The organism is Bradyrhizobium sp. CCBAU 051011 (assembly GCF_009930815.1).
Taxonomy (GTDB): Bacteria; Pseudomonadota; Alphaproteobacteria; order Rhizobiales; family Xanthobacteraceae; genus Bradyrhizobium.
In genome coordinates this window covers 5,171,807-5,187,186 of record NZ_CP022222.1, presented here as the reverse complement: position 1 = coordinate 5,187,186, position 15,380 = coordinate 5,171,807, and the positions used below count along the sequence as shown (strand labels likewise).

At 61.8% G+C, this 15,380-nt stretch carries 20 protein-coding genes; 14 read left to right on the top strand and 6 right to left on the bottom strand.

Features of this window, described 5'->3' with window-relative positions:
• Nucleotides 1-46: 46 nt before the first annotated feature.
• The 7 genes from ACH79_RS24215 (at nt 47) to ACH79_RS24185 (ending at nt 6,091) form a co-directional block, all read left to right on the top strand.
• A complete protein-coding gene (locus ACH79_RS24215) occupies nt 47-703 on the top strand; it encodes a response regulator transcription factor (RefSeq protein ID WP_057857651.1) in 657 nt (218 codons plus the stop codon).
• The gene (fghA, locus tag ACH79_RS24210; protein WP_161853258.1) at nt 700-1,545 is read left to right on the top strand and encodes an S-formylglutathione hydrolase; all 846 of its coding nucleotides are present in this window, start codon (nt 700-702) and stop codon (nt 1,543-1,545) included. Before ACH79_RS24215 ends, fghA begins: the two co-directional genes overlap by 4 nt.
• A gap of 104 nt (nt 1,546-1,649) precedes the next feature.
• Complete coding sequence (locus ACH79_RS24205) at nt 1,650-2,831, top strand: ABC transporter substrate-binding protein (protein WP_161853257.1); 1,182 nt, start codon at nt 1,650-1,652, stop codon at nt 2,829-2,831.
• Between the two features lie 17 nt (nt 2,832-2,848).
• On the top strand, nt 2,849-3,820 hold the full coding sequence (locus ACH79_RS24200) for a YVTN family beta-propeller repeat protein (RefSeq protein ID WP_371419265.1): 972 nt from the start codon (nt 2,849-2,851) through the stop codon (nt 3,818-3,820).
• Between the two features lie 62 nt (nt 3,821-3,882).
• Nucleotides 3,883-4,638 carry an ABC transporter ATP-binding protein gene (locus ACH79_RS24195; protein ID WP_161856525.1) on the top strand — a complete coding sequence of 252 codons (756 nt, stop codon included), beginning with the start codon at nt 3,883-3,885 and terminating at the stop codon, nt 4,636-4,638.
• Nucleotides 4,635-5,483 carry an ABC transporter permease gene (locus tag ACH79_RS24190; RefSeq protein WP_161853255.1) on the top strand — a complete coding sequence of 283 codons (849 nt, stop codon included), beginning with the start codon at nt 4,635-4,637 and terminating at the stop codon, nt 5,481-5,483. The genes ACH79_RS24195 and ACH79_RS24190 overlap by 4 nt, the downstream gene beginning before the upstream one ends.
• Nucleotides 5,480-6,091, top strand: coding sequence for a hypothetical protein (locus ACH79_RS24185; RefSeq protein WP_161853254.1), 612 nt, complete (start codon nt 5,480-5,482; stop codon nt 6,089-6,091). Before ACH79_RS24190 ends, ACH79_RS24185 begins: the two co-directional genes overlap by 4 nt.
• 3 nt (nt 6,092-6,094) lie before the next feature.
• Here the strand turns inward: ACH79_RS24185 and ACH79_RS24180 are convergent, their stop codons facing one another.
• Complete coding sequence (locus ACH79_RS24180) at nt 6,095-6,670, bottom strand: PQQ-dependent catabolism-associated CXXCW motif protein (RefSeq protein WP_161853253.1); 576 nt, start codon at nt 6,668-6,670, stop codon at nt 6,095-6,097.
• A complete protein-coding gene (locus ACH79_RS24175) occupies nt 6,667-7,551 on the bottom strand; it encodes a substrate-binding domain-containing protein (RefSeq protein WP_161853252.1) in 885 nt (294 codons plus the stop codon). Before ACH79_RS24175 ends, ACH79_RS24180 begins: the two co-directional genes overlap by 4 nt.
• Nucleotides 7,552-7,787: 236 nt before the next feature.
• On the opposite strand from ACH79_RS24175, the gene ACH79_RS24170 reads away from it, so the two are divergent.
• Together ACH79_RS24170 and ACH79_RS24165 are read left to right on the top strand one after the other, a co-directional pair.
• Nucleotides 7,788-8,693, top strand: coding sequence for a quinoprotein relay system zinc metallohydrolase 2 (locus ACH79_RS24170; RefSeq protein WP_161853251.1), 906 nt, complete (start codon nt 7,788-7,790; stop codon nt 8,691-8,693).
• Nucleotides 8,694-8,748: 55 nt separating this feature from the next.
• Nucleotides 8,749-9,567: a quinoprotein dehydrogenase-associated SoxYZ-like carrier gene (locus ACH79_RS24165; protein WP_161853250.1), complete on the top strand. Its 819-nt coding sequence runs from the start codon at nt 8,749-8,751 to the stop codon at nt 9,565-9,567.
• A gap of 21 nt (nt 9,568-9,588) precedes the next feature.
• On the opposite strand, the gene ACH79_RS24160 is transcribed toward ACH79_RS24165, so the two are convergent.
• Nucleotides 9,589-9,948 (bottom strand): hypothetical protein, encoded by a 360-nt coding sequence (locus ACH79_RS24160; RefSeq protein ID WP_161853249.1) that lies wholly within the window; start codon nt 9,946-9,948, stop codon nt 9,589-9,591.
• 86 nt (nt 9,949-10,034) lie between these two features.
• On the opposite strand from ACH79_RS24160, the gene ACH79_RS24155 reads away from it, so the two are divergent.
• Genes ACH79_RS24155 through ACH79_RS24135 form a run of 5 tightly spaced genes read left to right on the top strand, consistent with a single transcriptional unit; the run spans nt 10,035 to nt 13,694 of the window.
• Entirely contained in the window at nt 10,035-11,009 is a 975-nt protein-coding gene (locus tag ACH79_RS24155; protein WP_161853248.1) for an ABC transporter substrate-binding protein, read from the top strand.
• Between the two features lies 1 nt (nt 11,010).
• The gene (locus ACH79_RS24150) at nt 11,011-11,748 is read left to right on the top strand and encodes an ABC transporter permease (RefSeq protein WP_161856524.1); all 738 of its coding nucleotides are present in this window, start codon (nt 11,011-11,013) and stop codon (nt 11,746-11,748) included.
• Nucleotides 11,738-12,466, top strand: a complete 729-nt coding sequence (locus ACH79_RS24145) for an ABC transporter ATP-binding protein (protein WP_161853247.1) — start codon at nt 11,738-11,740, stop codon at nt 12,464-12,466. Before ACH79_RS24150 ends, ACH79_RS24145 begins: the two co-directional genes overlap by 11 nt.
• Nucleotides 12,467-12,513: 47 nt before the next feature.
• Nucleotides 12,514-13,308, top strand: coding sequence for a pentapeptide repeat-containing protein (locus ACH79_RS24140; protein WP_161853246.1), 795 nt, complete (start codon nt 12,514-12,516; stop codon nt 13,306-13,308).
• 35 nt (nt 13,309-13,343) lie between these two features.
• Entirely contained in the window at nt 13,344-13,694 is a 351-nt protein-coding gene (locus tag ACH79_RS24135) for a hypothetical protein (RefSeq protein ID WP_161853245.1), read from the top strand.
• Nucleotides 13,695-13,712: 18 nt separating this feature from the next.
• Here the strand turns inward: ACH79_RS24135 and ACH79_RS24130 are convergent, their stop codons facing one another.
• From ACH79_RS24130 to pqqA, 3 genes are all read right to left on the bottom strand, one after another.
• Nucleotides 13,713-13,949, bottom strand: a complete 237-nt coding sequence (locus ACH79_RS24130; RefSeq protein ID WP_161853244.1) for a hypothetical protein — start codon at nt 13,947-13,949, stop codon at nt 13,713-13,715.
• 106 nt (nt 13,950-14,055) lie between these two features.
• Nucleotides 14,056-14,922, bottom strand: coding sequence for a hypothetical protein (locus ACH79_RS24125; protein ID WP_161853243.1), 867 nt, complete (start codon nt 14,920-14,922; stop codon nt 14,056-14,058).
• Between the two features lie 279 nt (nt 14,923-15,201).
• Entirely contained in the window at nt 15,202-15,282 is an 81-nt protein-coding gene (gene pqqA, locus ACH79_RS24120; protein ID WP_072824652.1) for a pyrroloquinoline quinone precursor peptide PqqA, read from the bottom strand.
• Nucleotides 15,283-15,380 lie beyond the last annotated feature (98 nt).

The window sequence follows — 15,380 nt, the reverse complement described above, 5'->3', positions numbered from 1 at the left end:
TGATGCGATGCAACAACGCGGCCGAAGCAGCTCGGGGATCGATGTAATGCGTGTACTGATCGTCGATGACCATCCCATTGTCGCTTCCGGCTGCCGCACGGTATTTGCCGACGATCCGGAGGTCGTGCTGCTGGAGGCTGCCGACGCGGAGAGCGGTGAACGGGTGTTCATCGCTGAACGACCCGACATCTGCGTGATCGACATCAACCTGCCGACCGTGTCCGGATTCGAGCTGGCGCGGCGCATTCTTGCACGCGCCGCTTCCGCACGAATCATCATGTTCAGCATGAACGACGATCCGGTCTTCGCCGCGCGCGCCATCGACATCGGCGCCAAGGGCTATGTCGCGAAAACGGGCGATCCGCAGGATCTGGTCGAGGCTATTCGTGAAGTCGGCAAGGGCGGCGTCTATCTGCCGTCTGCGATCGCGCGAAGCATCGCCTTCGCCGGACCTGCATTCGCCCGCAGCCCGCTTTCCAAACTCACGTCGCGAGAGATGGAAATCCTCCGCCTGCTCAGCGCGGGCAAGAGCCTTTCCGAGATCGCGTGGCTGGTTCATTCCTCGTACAAGACCGTTGCCAACACATCGTCGATCATGCGCCAGAAACTTGGCGTGCGAACTTCCGCCGAATTGGTGCGGCTGGCGATCGAAAGCGGCATCGGCGTAACCGTGCCGCACGGCGCCGGAGTAGCAAGATCATGAGCATGCAGACCGTTTCGCTCAACACCTCATATGGCGGAACGCAGGGTGTCTATCGACATGCCAGCGGCGAAACACGCACCGACATGACCTTCTCGGTCTATATCCCTCCGCACGCCGCCGGCGCCAGGCTGCCGGTGGTCTGGTATCTTTCCGGCCTGACCTGCACCCATGCCAACGTGACGGAGAAAGGCGAATTCCGCAGCGCCTGCGCCGAACTTGGATTGATCTTCGTTGCGCCCGATACCAGCCCGCGCGGCGAAGGCGTGCCCGGCGATCCCGGCAATGCCTATGACTTCGGGCTTGGCGCCGGCTTCTATGTCGATGCGACACAAGAGCCGTTCGCCCGCAATTACCGCATGTGGAGCTACGTGACGGAAGAACTGCCGAAGCTGGTCGCTGACAAGTTTCCCGTCGATCCTGCTCGGCAATCCATTTTTGGTCATTCCATGGGCGGCCACGGTGCGCTGACAGTCGCGTTGCGCCATCCGGGTCGCTACCGCGCGGCCAGCGCATTCGCGCCGATCGTCGCTCCCTCGCAGGTGCCATGGGGCATCAAGGCGCTCGGCGGTTATCTCGGCACCGACCGGCAAGCATGGCGCAAGCACGATGCGGTAGCCTTGATCGAGGACGGTGCCAGGCTGCCGGATCTACTGGTCGACTACGGCGATGCCGATCAGTTTTTGACGGAACAGCTCCGTCCCGAACTGCTGCAAAGCGCATGCGAGAAGGTCAAGATACCCCTTACCTTGCGCCGGCAGCCCGGCTACGACCACAGCTACTACTTCATCTCCACGTTCATGGGCGATCATCTGCGTTGGCATGCCGCACGCCTGAAAGGCTGATGCCCGCGCAACAGAATTGAGTTGCAAGCCGAAACAATTCGGTCATGGTTCAAGCTAACGGTCTTCCATAGCGCGAAGTCGAGAAGACCTTTTAGGGAGAAGCCATGATCCGATGGTTGGTCGCTGCGATCGGCTTGAGCGTCGCGGCTGCCCCCGTGCTCGCGGCCGACCCCATCGAGATCGGCATCGGCTATCTCGGCCGCGCCGGCGTGAAAGCGAAATTGTCGCTCGTCGAGCTGCCGGCCGAAAACGATGGCGTGGCCGGCGCCCGTCTTGCCGTCGAGGACAACAACACCACGGGCAAATTCCTCAACCAGCGCTTCACGCTCGAAGAGGTCCGGCTCAAGGACAACGAAGACGTCGCGAAAGCCGCGGCGACGCTTGCCGAGCGCACCGGCTTCATCATTGCCGACCTCCCGGCGGACGATCTGCTGAAGGCCGCTGACGCGCTTCGCGATCGCGGAACGCTGCTGTTGAACGCCGGCGCCATCGACGATCGGTTGCGCGAGCAGGATTGCCGCGCGAACGTCATCCATGTCGCGCCGGCACGCTCGATGCTAGCGGATGCGCTCGCCCAGTATCTGGTGTGGAAGCAGTGGAAGCGCTGGCTGTTCGTCGTCGGCTCGCATGATCAGGACAAGCTCTTTGCCGACGCCTTGCGCCGCGCCGCCACGCGCTTCGGCGCCAAGATCGTTCAGGAACGAACTTTTGAGGACACCGGCGGTGCCCGCCGCACCGACAGCGGCGTCACCCTGATCCAGCGGCAAATGCCGACCTTCACCCAGCAGGCGCCGGCCTATGACGTCCTCGTTGCCGCTGACGAGAGCGAGGTGTTCGCGTCCTACCTGCCCTACCGCACCTGGGACCCGCGGCCGGTCGCCGGCTCCGCAGGCCTCGTTCCGACCAGCTGGCATGCCGCGCAGGATCAATGGGGCGCGATCCAGATTCAAAACCGGTTTGTAAAGTTGAACTCGCGACACATGACCGCATTGGACATGCAAGCGTGGACGGCAGCGCGCATGATCGGTGAAGCGACGTCGCGCACGAAGTCCGGCGATTCCAAGCCGATATCGAATTTCCTCAAGGGGCCCGATTTTTCCATTGCGGCGTTCAAGGGCCGGCGGTTGACATTGCGGGACTGGAACCTGCAGCTTCGCCAGCCGATCCTGCTGGTCGATGGACGCATGGTGGTCTCGGTTTCGCCGCAAGAGGGATTCCTGCATCAGGTGTCCGAGCTCGACACGCTTGGCGCCGATCGGCCGGAAACGAAATGCAAATTGCGTTGAGGAGAAAGAGATTGCGCATGTGGCGTCACTGCCTGATTTCCGGAATCGCCCTCTGGCTCGCGGCGGCGAGCCCCGCATCGGCCTTCATCGCCTATGTCTCTAACGAGAAGAGCAACACCGTATCGGTGATCGATACGAACAACTGGTCTGTCATCAAGACCATCAAGGTCGGTCAGCGGCCGCGCGGCATCGAGTTCACGCGGGACGGCAAGTTCGTGTTCGTCGCCGTCGGCGACGACGACAGCATTCAGGTCATCGACGTGGCCAAGCAGGAAGTCGTCGATACCCTGCCCTCTGGACCAGATCCCGAACTGTTCGCTCTCGATGCTGACGGCAAGATACTTTACGTCGCCAACGAGAACGACAATACGGTGACCATCATCGACGTCGAGAAGCGCTCCCGTCTCGGCGACATCCAGGTCGGCGTCGAGCCGGAAGGCATGGCCATCAGCCCGGACGGCAAGATCCTGATCAATACGTCCGAGACCACCAACATGGCGCATTTCATCGACACCGCGACGCGCCAGATCGTCGCCAATGTGCTGGTCGATGCGCGCCCACGCTACGCCGAGTTCAAGCGCGACAACTCCGAAGTATGGGTATCGTCGGAGATCGGCGGCACCGTTTCGGTGATCGATCCGGTCAAGCGGGAGGTGACCAAGAAGATCACATTCGAGATTCCCGGGCTTCGGAGCGAAGCCATCCAGCCGGTCGGCATCGGCATGACCAAGGACGGCAAGACCGCCTTCGTCGCGCTAGGCCCCGCCAACCGCGTCGCGGTGGTCGATGTCGCCAGCCACAAGGTCACGAAATATCTGCTGGTGGGACAGCGGGTCTGGCATATGGCATTCACCCCGGATGAGAAATATTTGCTGACTACCAATGGCGTATCGAACGACGTCTCTGTGATCGACGTCGCCGCGCAAAAGGTCATCAAGACGATCCAGGTCGGCGAACTACCCTGGGGTATCACGATTGCACAACCATGACGGCCACTGACGCATATTCGTCCGGTCAGGGTACGCGGGACATCCCTTCCCGGCCCGACGCCATGGAGACGCCGGCATTGTCGATCGACGGCGTCAGCCATTCCTATGGCGCTCGGCGCGCGCTAATCGACATCGGCTTTTCCGTCGCACCGGCAAGTTTCACGGCGTTGCTCGGCCTGAACGGCGCCGGCAAGAGCACGCTGTTCTCACTGATCACGCGACTGTTCGGAATCCAGCACGGACGAATCGGAATTTTCGGCCATGACATCGCACGCACCCCCGGCGAAGCATTGCGGCTGCTCGGCGTGGTGTTTCAGCCCCGCACCCTCGATCTTGACCTCTCGGTGACGCAGAACCTGCTCTATCACGCCGCCCTGCACGGCATCGGCAGGCGCGACGCCCGTGCGCGCAGCCACGAGGTGCTGACGCGCATCGGCCTTGCTGACCGCGCCGGCAGCAAAGTGCGCGATCTCTCCGGCGGCCAGATGCGGCGACTGGAAATCGCGCGGGCGCTATTGCACCGGCCGCGCCTGCTCCTACTCGACGAGGCAACCGTCGGCCTCGACGTCAAGGCGCGCGCCGACATTCTCAACCACGTCCGCCAACTCGTGGCCGAACAGGGAATAAGCGTGCTGTGGGCGACGCATCTGTTCGACGAGATCGGCGCAAACGATGATCTCGTTGTCCTGCATCAGGGTCGGGTATTGGCCAAAGGCAAGGCACCGCGCGTGATCGCGGAGGCCGGGGGTAGCGACATCAACACGGCGTTCATGCGATTGACCGGCTCCGCCGGACCGAGCGGAGACGCTCCGTCATGACCTCGACAACCATCACGCCAAGCCGGAGCGGCTTCTCGGTCGCCGAATATCTCACCTGCCTGAACGGCATTGTGTGGCGCGAGGCGCTTCGCTTCCTGCATCAGCGCGAACGCTTCATCTCGGCTCTGGTGCGGCCGCTGGTGTGGCTGTTCATCTTCGCCGCCGGCTTCCGCCAGGTGCTCGGCCTCTCCATCATCCCGCCCTACGAAACCTACATCCTGTATGAGGTCTACATCGCGCCCGGCCTGATGGCGATGATCCAGCTCTTCAACGGCATGCAGTCCTCGCTCTCGATGGTCTACGACCGCGAGATGGGCAATATGCGGACCTTGCTGGTGAGCCCGCTGCCGCGCTGGTTTCTCTTGTCCTGCAAGCTTCTGGCGGGAACCGCGGTCTCGCTGCTTCAGGTCTACGCCTTCCTGCTGATTGCCTGGTTCTGGGACATTGCGCCGCCGCCGGCCGGCTATCTCACGGTGCTGCCGGCGCTGGTCCTCTCAGGCCTGATGCTCGGCGCGCTGGGGATGCTGATCTCTTCCGGCATCAAGCAGCTCGAGAACTTTGCAGGCGTGATGAACTTTGTCATCTTTCCGATGTTCTTCGCTTCGTCAGCGCTCTATCCGCTGTGGCGCATCCTCGAAAGCAGCCCGATGCTCTACTATGTCTGCCTGTTCAATCCGTTCACGCATGCCGTGGAGCTGATACGTTTTGCGCTATACGGACAGATCAACTGGATCGCGCTCGCGGTCGTCGGAGGCTGCACGATCGTCTTCATGGTCGGTGCGATCCTGGCCTACGATCCCTCGCGCGGCCTGATCCGCCGTGGGCCGGCCGGAGGCGAGACATGAAACATCGAATCGCGATCGCGGCATTGCTCGCCGTTACGGTGACGACGGCCTTCTGCCATGCCGCCGATCCCCGTTATCCGGACTGGCCGTGCACCCAGGCCAAGGTGCCCGAGATTTCGCTAGCCGCGGTGTGGGCGGGCCCGCCGCTCGACGACGTCGCCGGCAAATGGAAGGACAATCCCAACGTCAGCACACTGGTCGCGCGGCTCGCGGCAAGGCGGATCCCGCTCGAGGAAGCGCAAAAGGCGATCACGGAATATCTGAACGGTGCAGCCGACAAGACTGCCAGCGGAAAACTGCTGTTTTCCGGCCTGTTCGAATCGCTCAATGCCCAACGCTCCCAGGTGATGAACGGGCTGGAACGCGTCACCCGCAAGCAACGCGAGGCGGCGGACAAGATCCGCGCCGACACGCTGGCCTTGCAGGCGCTGCAGGGTGAAACGCCGCGCGACCAGACCAAGGTCGACGAGCTCGGCAATCAGCTCGTCTGGCAGACGCGCATCTTCGAGGACCGACGGAATGTCATCAAGTTCGTCTGCGAGGTTCCGACGGCAATCGACCAACGGCTGTTCGCGCTCGGACGAACGATTCAGCAGGAGATCGAATAGCCGCTAACGCGGCGATGCGATCCCCTCATCTGCCCGCGGCTCCGGCCGCGATTCAGTCAGCGGCAAGCCGGCCTGCTCCCAACTGTCAGTTCCTTCCAGATACCAGGCCACGCTGGTATAGCCATACGACAGAATTCGCTTCGCCGCGTTCCAGGACATCCAGCAATCGGCCTGGCAGTAAACCACAATCAGCGCGGCCATGTTGCCGGCCGTCGCACGAACCAAGCCGCGCCGCAGATAGTCTTCCGTCACAGCCGCAAGCTTCCCGTAGCCGGTGTCCGGCAGCCATATGCTACCCGGAATGTTAAGCCGTGGCTTGTCACGCCAGATCGTGCCTTGCGGAAGATTTGGCGGTTTCGGCGCGCGGGGCATGACGTCGATGAACACGCCCGTCTTCGTTTGCCAGATCGATTCCGCCTCCGCGGTAACAAGAACGCGTGCGCCGGCAAGCGTTGCAGGAACCGGCGCGCGGTAATCCTCCATGCGGTAATCGTCGGGTTCGGGAGGTCTTTCCTGCGCGAGTGGCGAGACGATGAATGGGAATGCCGCAAGGATCAGGCCTGCGAGCATAGCCCTCATGGCGCTTTCGTTGCCGTCTCCGCGCCGATTGGCCGGTCATTCTCGTCGAGCAGGGGAACGCCGAAGTCGATCAGTATCTTGTTGATGGCGGGCTGGTTTTCCTGGATCAGGCGATTAAGCTGCCGCTTCCAGTTCTGGTCGGCCGCCCGCACCCCCATGCCGATACGAAACGCCAATCGCGGGCCTGCCTTTTCTTTCACGAGCGGCGTGACCTGGAGCGGCGGGTTCGCCTTCTTCGCATAGAAGCCCGCCATCGGTCCCCAGAGAATGCCGGCGTCGATCTTGCCGGACGTCAGGTCGGCTATCATCACCTCCGCTGACGACTCCAAACGGGTATCGACCATCAAGTGATATGGCTTGGCATTCGCCATCAGGCCGTTGACCGCCATATTCGTGGCAGGCGGTGTTCCGGCCACGATGCCGATATGCTTGGCTTTGAGACGCTCGTCTTCCAGCGTCGTCACTTCCTCGAGGCCGCTGCCCTTCTTGACGACCAGCGCATAGGCGGTGCGGTAATAGGGATTGCTGCCCTGAACCAGGTCGTCTCCCTGCGGGAAGCCCATGATGACGTCGCAACGATGGGCGCCGAGCGTCATCCGGACGAAGCCCGTCGCCTGCGGGAAGTACATGTAGTCCAGTTTCTTGTTCAGCTTCTCGGCGAACAGCTCAGCGAGCTTGTTCTCGAACCCCTCGCCCTTGTCGTTGGAAAATGGCAAATTGTGCGGGTCGGCGCAAACGCGCAGCACCTTGGGATCGACGAGTTCAATCGACAGATCGCCGCCTTCCTTGATCTGCGCGTACGCGACATCGCGCCCGAACAGCACGGCGAAGATCGCCGCTATGGAAACCACCAGCCAGCGCTTTTGTCCGGCATATGTCATCGAAAGCTGCTGCACTTCCGGCCCGCCATGGTTGCCAACTTCGGAATAACATCAGCGACCTCGACGAACAAAGTTCCGTTGAAGCCGCAGACAAGCAAAATGCTATGCTTGTCAATTGGGGCCTGCAACAGGAATAATCTTCGTGGCGGACTCGCTGCCTGTGCTGCGACGCAAACTATCGCCGCGATGACGCATGGAAATGCCGCAGCGCTTCGTGGTGAGACGGAGGCCGAAATATGGCTCACCCCCTCGCGATGTTCGCTACGGCGTCATCCTCGTTCGCGCAGCAACCGGAGTTGCCCGTCGACTCCATTGCGGATGGCGTATTCGTGCACACCGGCCAGACTGCGCAGATGACGCGCGAGAATCACGGCGCGATCGCCAATGTCGGATTCGTCGTTGGCGACGATGCGGTTGCAGTGATCGATACGGGCGGCAGCCTCCACGAGGGACGGCAATTGCTGGCGGCCATTCGTGCCCGGACCAACAAGCCGATCCGCTACGTCATCAATACCCACGGCCACCCCGATCACGTTTTCGGTAACGGCGCCTTCGTGCAGGACGGAACGAGCTTTGTCGGCCATGCTAACCTGCCGCGAGCGCTGGCCGCGCGCGGACAATTCTATCTTGACGCCTTTCGCCGCACGATGGGCGATCAACTGATCGGCGAGGTCCGCATCGTACCGCCGATGCTGCTCGTCGACGGCACCCTCAATCTCGATCTCGGCGGACGGACGCTCGTCTTGCGGGCGTGGCCCGCCGCGCACAGCGATTGCGACCTCACGGTGCTTGATGAAAAGACCGCAACCCTGTTCGCGGGCGACCTCGTGTTTCTTGCTCACACGCCCGTGCTGGATGGCAGCCTTCGCGGCTGGCTGCGCACGATCGGCGAACTTGGCGCCCTGCCCGCGCAGCGGGTGGTTCCCGGTCACGGCCCCGTGAGCGAATGGCCTGCCGCCCTCGCCGACGAACGCCGTTATCTCGAGACGTTGGCCTCAGATGTACGCGGGCTGGTCGCCCGCGGCGAGCCGATCGCGGCAGCGGGCACGGCAGCGGGGACTGAGAGATCCCGATGGCAATTGTTCGACGACTTCAACGCCCGCAACGCAACCGCAGCATTCTCGGAAATTGAATGGGAATAGGATTCGCATTGCCCTATATTGCGTCCGTTGCTTCCATCGCGTGAAGGTGGTGACCATGTTTGGATATCTCGTCCGCCTGCTCGGTGTTGCTGCCTTGCTACTGTTTGGCGCGCCGCTGGCGCTCGCGGCCGAGACAAATGACCCCTGGCCCGGCCTGGTCCAGGATATCTTCAACAATCGTCCGATGAACGATGGCAGCGACGTGATCGGCATCGAGATGCCGGCCCGGGCTGAGGATGCGGCAATCGTTCCGGTGACCTTGCGAACCAAGCTTTCGCTTGATGACAGCCGTCAGGTGCTAAGTATTACGCTGGTCATCGACCAGAACCCTGCGCCGATGGCGGCAAAATTCCAGCTCGGTCCTGACGCCAGGGTGTCGGAAATCTCCACCCGTGTCCGCGTCAACAATTACACCGACGTTCATTCCGTGGCCGAACTCAGCGACGGCAAGCTCTACATGGCCAAAACCTATGTGAAGGCGTCCGGCGGCTGTTCAGCGCCGGCCGCCAAGAACGCCGACGAGGCCAAGAGCCGGCTCGGCCAGATGCGCTACCGACAATTCGCAAAGGCCGGCGAAGGCCCGGCCAGCGGCGTCCGCGACGCCCAGATCATGATTGGGCATCCCAACAATTCCGGTCTGCAGATGGACCAGGTCACGCACCTCTACGTCCCGGCTTTCTTCATCAATGAGCTGCGGCTTTGGCAGGACGACAGCCTGGTTTTGACGATGGAAGGCGGCATTTCAATTTCGGAAGATCCCAATATCAGGTTCACCTACGTGTCGAATGGCGCCAAACGCTTCCGCGCCGAGGCAAAGGATACCAATGGACACGTCTTCCAACGAGAATGGAAGGCCGACGATTCCGGGATTTGACGCTGGACGCGCGTATGACGCTCAGAAGCAGCGCACTTCCGCTTCGGCCTGGGCGCGCCTCAGCTCGTTGAGCGCACCCGCCGCCTGCTCGGAGGTGCGGAACGGGCTCCCCATATCGCCACGGACCTGCGACATGCTGAGCACGGTTTCGGCGGTGATATAGCGATCATAAGGCAGGAGCGAAGCCACGACATCGATCGAACAGGAGCATTGCTCGATTGCCTGCCGCGTCTCGCCATTCGCCTTCAGGCAACCGAAAACGTACTCGACGCGCGCTGACGTCGGGTAATCGTTGAAATCCTGGGCGCGCGCAATCACGACCATCGTCATCAGCGCCATCAACGCGGCGACAATACGTCGTAGCGATCCGATAGGCGTCATCGTCTTCCTCCCGCTGCTAACGGTGCAAGCTATGCTATGACTGGTTCGCTGAAAAGCCGACGTTCGAGGAAATCACGCAAAGCACCATGACACATTTTGTTCGCCTGCTGTTTGCTACGATCGTTTTGGTTTCCCTCGGCACCTGCTGCAGCGCCGAGGCTTTGCGCGTTGCGGTGCAGAAGACCGGCACACTCGCCTGGGAACTTGCGGTGATCCGGGAGCACGGCCTCGACAAGCAGGCCAACCTTTCGGTCAAGGTTCTCGAATTGGCGAGCCCCGAGGCAGGCAAGATTGCGCTTCGCGCCGGGAATGCCGACATCGTGGTCACCGACTGGCTTTGGGTGTCGCGCGAGCGCACCCTTGGCGCCAAACTGACATTCTATCCCTATTCGAGCGCGCTCGGCGCCGTGATGGTCCCTGCTTCATCGCCGATCCAGAGCTTGGCCGATCTCAGGGGCCGCAAGCTCGCCATCGCGGGCGGGCCGATTGACAAGAACTGGCTGCTGTTGCTGGCATGGTTGAAGCAGAGCGGCATCGACCTGAAATCGGATGCGACAATCGCCTACGGCGCGCCACCGCTGCTGGCTGCGAAGACGCTGAGCGGCGAAATGGATGCGACCTTGAATTACTGGAATTTCTGCGCGGTGCTGGAAGCGAAGGGCTTCCGCCGCGTCGCCGGCATCGAGGATCTGCTGCCGAAACTGGGTGCCAAAGGCCGCACCGCGATGATCGGCTATGTCTTCGACGAAAAATGGGCGAACGCAAACCAGGACAAGATTGCCCGCTTCATCGCCATGACCCGCGCGGCGAAAGAGATCCTGTCGACCTCGGATGCGGAGTGGGAAAAAATTGCGCCGCTGACCGGCGCTCCGGACGCTGCAACCTTGCGCGCCTATCGCGATCGCTATCGGGAGGGAATTCCGCGTCGCCCGATCGCCGATGAAGAAGCCGACGCGCGCATTCTCTATCGCGTGCTGGCCGGAATCGGCGGCCACGAACTTGTCGGGCCGGCGCCTGAACTTGCTTCCGGAACATTCTATCACGCGATCCCGGGAGATTGAGGTGCCGCGCCTGCTGTCATTCGCCATGTTCTTCGCGATCTGGTGGATTGCCGCGCTGTTTGCCGGTGATGCGAAGCTGCCGCCTCCTCCCGCCGTGCTCGCGGTCATGATTGCGGAAGCACGGTCAGGTGACTTGTTCTTCCACCTCGGCGCGACATTGGCGCGCGTGACGCTCGCCTTCACGCTGGCGATGGCGCTGGGTGCGGCCATCGGCTACCTGATGGGCCGGGTACGGCTTGCCGATCGGCTCGGCGACCCCTGGCTGATCCTGCTGCTCAATCTGCCGGCGCTCGTGGTCATTGTGCTCGCCTACATCTGGGCTGGATTGACTGAAGTCGCCGCCATTGCGGCCATCGCCATCAACAAGCTCCCGACCGCTGTCGTAACGCTGCGCGAGGGGACGCGTGCCCTGGACGCTGCGCTTGACGAAATGGCGACAGTGTTTGCGTTGCCGCGCTGGAAGAAGTTCCGGCACGTCATTTTGCCGCAGCTGTCGCCTTATATTGCAGCGGCAGCTCGATCAGGACTGTCCCTGGTCTGGAAGATCGTCCTTGTTGCGGAATTGCTTGGCCGCCCGAACGGCGTTGGTTTCGAGATCGGCGTGGCATTCCAGCTATTCGACATTCCGCTATTGCTTGCCTACTCGCTGAGCTTCGCGGCGATCGTGCTTCTCATTGAAACCTTGTTGGTGCAGCCGTTTGAGGCCCGGTTAACCCGGTGGCGTCCCCGTGCGGCTTGAAGTCGATATCGCCAGCAAGACGTTCAAGAGCGCGGCGGGCGAACAGCACGACGTGATCGCTGGCGTCTCCTTTGCGCTTGATGCCGGAGAGGTAGGTGTATTGGTCGGTCCATCCGGCTGCGGCAAGAGCACGATGCTCAGGATTCTCACCGGCCTCGACCCCGACTTTCAAGGGCGCGTCTCGCGTCCCGCCGGCGCGCGGATCGGCTTCGTGTTTCAGGAACCGCGGCTGTTGCCCTGGCGGTCGGTCGAAGAAAATGTGCGACTTGTTGCGCCTCAGGCTGATGAAGCGAAGCTTTCAGCGCTCTTCGAAATTCTGGAACTGAAAGCGCATCGCAACCATTTTCCCGGCGAATTGTCGCTCGGCCTCGCCCGACGCGTTGCGCTCGCCCGTGCCTTCGCCGTCGAGCCGGAGTTGCTCATTCTCGACGAACCGCTAGCCTCGCTCGATGTCGCCCTCGCCGCCCGTCTGCGCGATGAGATTGCCATGTTGATGGACGGCCGATCCATGATAGCGCTATTGGTCACCCATGACGTCAACGACGCGGTTCGCCTCGGCGATCGCGTGATCCTGCTGTCCCCGCGCCCTGCCCGGATCCTCGCCGACCTGCCCATCCGCACACCGCGAGGCGCGCGAGGAGACGCCGAGATCGCCGCCATCAAGTTGGACATCATGCGGCGCATCAATGGCCATTCCGCCGAGCGCGATGCCTCATAGGCAGTGCTTGAGGCCGGTGCTAAGATGCGCCACAGGCGGAGTTGACGATGAAGCGCTCGATTGGAATTGCCGCGCTCGGCCTTGCTCTTGTGGCTATGACGGCAACGGCGCAGGACATGATGCGTCATGTCGACCTGTCCTCGCCCGATATGGTCACGGCCGAATTGACCCGCGCCGAGGTCGAGGCCGCGCTCACGGCGGCGACCACCACAGCGCCCGCTGATTTCACGGGAAAGCGACTATCAGGCCTCGATCTGTCGGGGCTCAACCTGTCCGGCGCCATTTTCCGCGCAGCCAAGCTCAACAAGACAAAGCTCGCCGGCGCCAAATTAGACCGTGCCATCCTCGACCAGGCATGGCTGCTCGAGGCCGACCTGACCGGCGCAAGCCTGAGGGGCGCAAATCTGTTCGCTTCGCAGATGGCGCGCGCCCGCCTCGACGGCGCCGATCTCTCGGGCGCACGCGTCGCTGCCGACCTCACCGGCGCAAGCCTCGTCGGCGCCTCGATCGCGGACGCAAATCTGGGCGCCGACATGCGCAACCAGTCCATGGGCCTGATGCGCGCGGTGTTGAAATCCGCCAATCTGGAACGACTGAACGCGCGCGGTGCCGACCTGTCGCGCGTCGATCTCGAATTTGCCGTGCTGAAGGGCGGCGATCTCACGGGCGCTTCTCTCAAGGGAGCTCAGCTTGGAGGCGCCGACTTGACCGGTGTCATCGTCATCGATACCGATTTCGATGGTGCCGATCTCGCTTCGGTCCGGTTGATCGCTCCCATTGGCCTCGACCGGGCAAAAAATTTCGACAAGGCCAAGAATCGCGATCGTCTGACCAGCCAATGACAGCTCCACCCGTTCCACGATGAAAGGACTGCCCGATGCGATGGTTACTGGCTTTGGCGGCACTGTTGTCAGCGAGCGCCAATGAAGTGGCCGCGCAGGGAAAGGGAAAAGGCGTCCGATTGTGGAATCTGACGACCGCGACCATTTCCGAGTTTCAGCTTTCACCGGTCGGCAAGGACGACTGGGGGCCCAACCAGACCCTGAACGACAAGGACAAGGAAGTCGATCACGACGAGCGCCTTCGCATCACGGGCGTGGAGCCGGGGCGCTATGACGCCAAGGTCGGCTATCGCGGCGCGAAGCACTGCTTCGTCCGAGACATCGAAATCAAGGCTGACGCCGTGTTTTCAGTCGAGGACAAGGATCTCAAGGATTGCAACAAGTAGCAGCCACTTCCGGCGATATCAGCCTGCAGACCACACGGCTTCTCCCGAAGCCTTCCGGTTGCTGCCGGGATATTCGCAGCGCCATTTGACCGCCGTCCATTTTGGATGCTCGCCCACCCATTTCGCGATGTAGGGAGGCGCTGCCATAGCGCATTGCCGCAACGAAACATTCGAGGAAAAGACGAGATGGGTTTCCTCGCAGGTGGCCGGCGAGAGCACCGCACAAACGGTCACGATCAAATCTATCGGGGTCATGCCTGGAGATCCCTTGGGTTGTTCCCGGATGATAACGCAAAGAGATACGGCAATGGGCGAAGCAAGGTTTCACACCACCGTGAAAGCCGGAACCCAGCGCCTCCCGCTAGAAGTTAACGCCGAATACCAGCCGCGCCTGGTGGCGGTCGAAATTGACGAGATCAAGGCTGGCGGCTGACCCCGCCGGGCGTCCCCACGCCTGAACGCTCCAGCTCGCGGTAAGCCGCGAGCGCTTCGACAATTGGAAATACGCTGTCGGACCAATGAACAACGCCTGCCCCGCTAGCTCCTCCAGGCCGATCCCCTCATACTTGCGCAAGTACCGCGCCTCGCCGCCCAGCAGAAAACCCGGCCGCACTTGCGCCAACACCCCAAGCGCTGCACCTGCCGTGGAATCGTGCTCCATGGTGCGACCGGCGACAACGCGCGTCCACTCCGGTTCATAGATCAGATTGAACGCCGCAATGACACGATCCGGCACGAGCTCCCGATCGAACGCCAGCCTGAATTCCGTCCCGAAACTCCTGACCGATTCAGCCGTCGTTTCATCGACACGATGCGCGTGCATTTCTGTCGCGAAGGTGAGCCCGAACGGCGCCGTCTCCCGATCGAGAAAACGGTAGCGAAAATCGACCGACGCGCCCTGCCACGATAGCCGGCGCTGATCGTCAAGCCCCGGCGCGCCGCTGATCAGATGCGATGCAAACGTACTACCGACCTCGACTCGAAAATTCCTGACCGGAACGAACTCCAGCTCAAATTCCTGGCTGAGAGCCCGGTAGATGCCGCCGCTCCTGCCAAAGCGGCCGGTCGTCTCGGTTTGAAATTCCCGTTCGCCGACACTGCCGACATCAGTTCCAATCATGAAGCCGAATATATGCTCGGTATCGATGCCTTCGGCGTGCGTGTAAGCCGGCAGCAGCGCAGCAAGAGACACGACCGCCGCCTGGAAGGTCTTTGCGCGCATAGACATTCGCATTCAGCGGGTCATCGGGTTTAAGTGGCCAGAATCCGTCGTTGGCCGACCCTAGCATGATGCAGTGATCATCGGCGAGCCATCGGAACATCTGGAATGTGGGCGAAACAACGTACAATCCGACGGGCGCCTTCAATATCGGCGGCCACCTGAGGAATTCCTGTCCAGTTTGGCGGGATTTGCGCCTTCTGCAGGCAGCGGAAAATTTTCCGTACAGCTTGCCCGGCCCGCAGCAACAGGTGTTGCCGGAGCCGGGCAGACCGTTTCGACGCGTTTTTATTTACGCGCCGCGCAGGCGTACATGTTAATTTCCATGCCCACCGGCACTTCCACGATCTTCGGAGTCTTCCAACTCATCAGGGTCCTCCCAAGCAGGTTGGCACGACCTCGTGCCGTCATCGAAACTAGGTTGCCCTCGAACGTAGCGCAAGCTCGGAACATCGAGCGTCGATGAA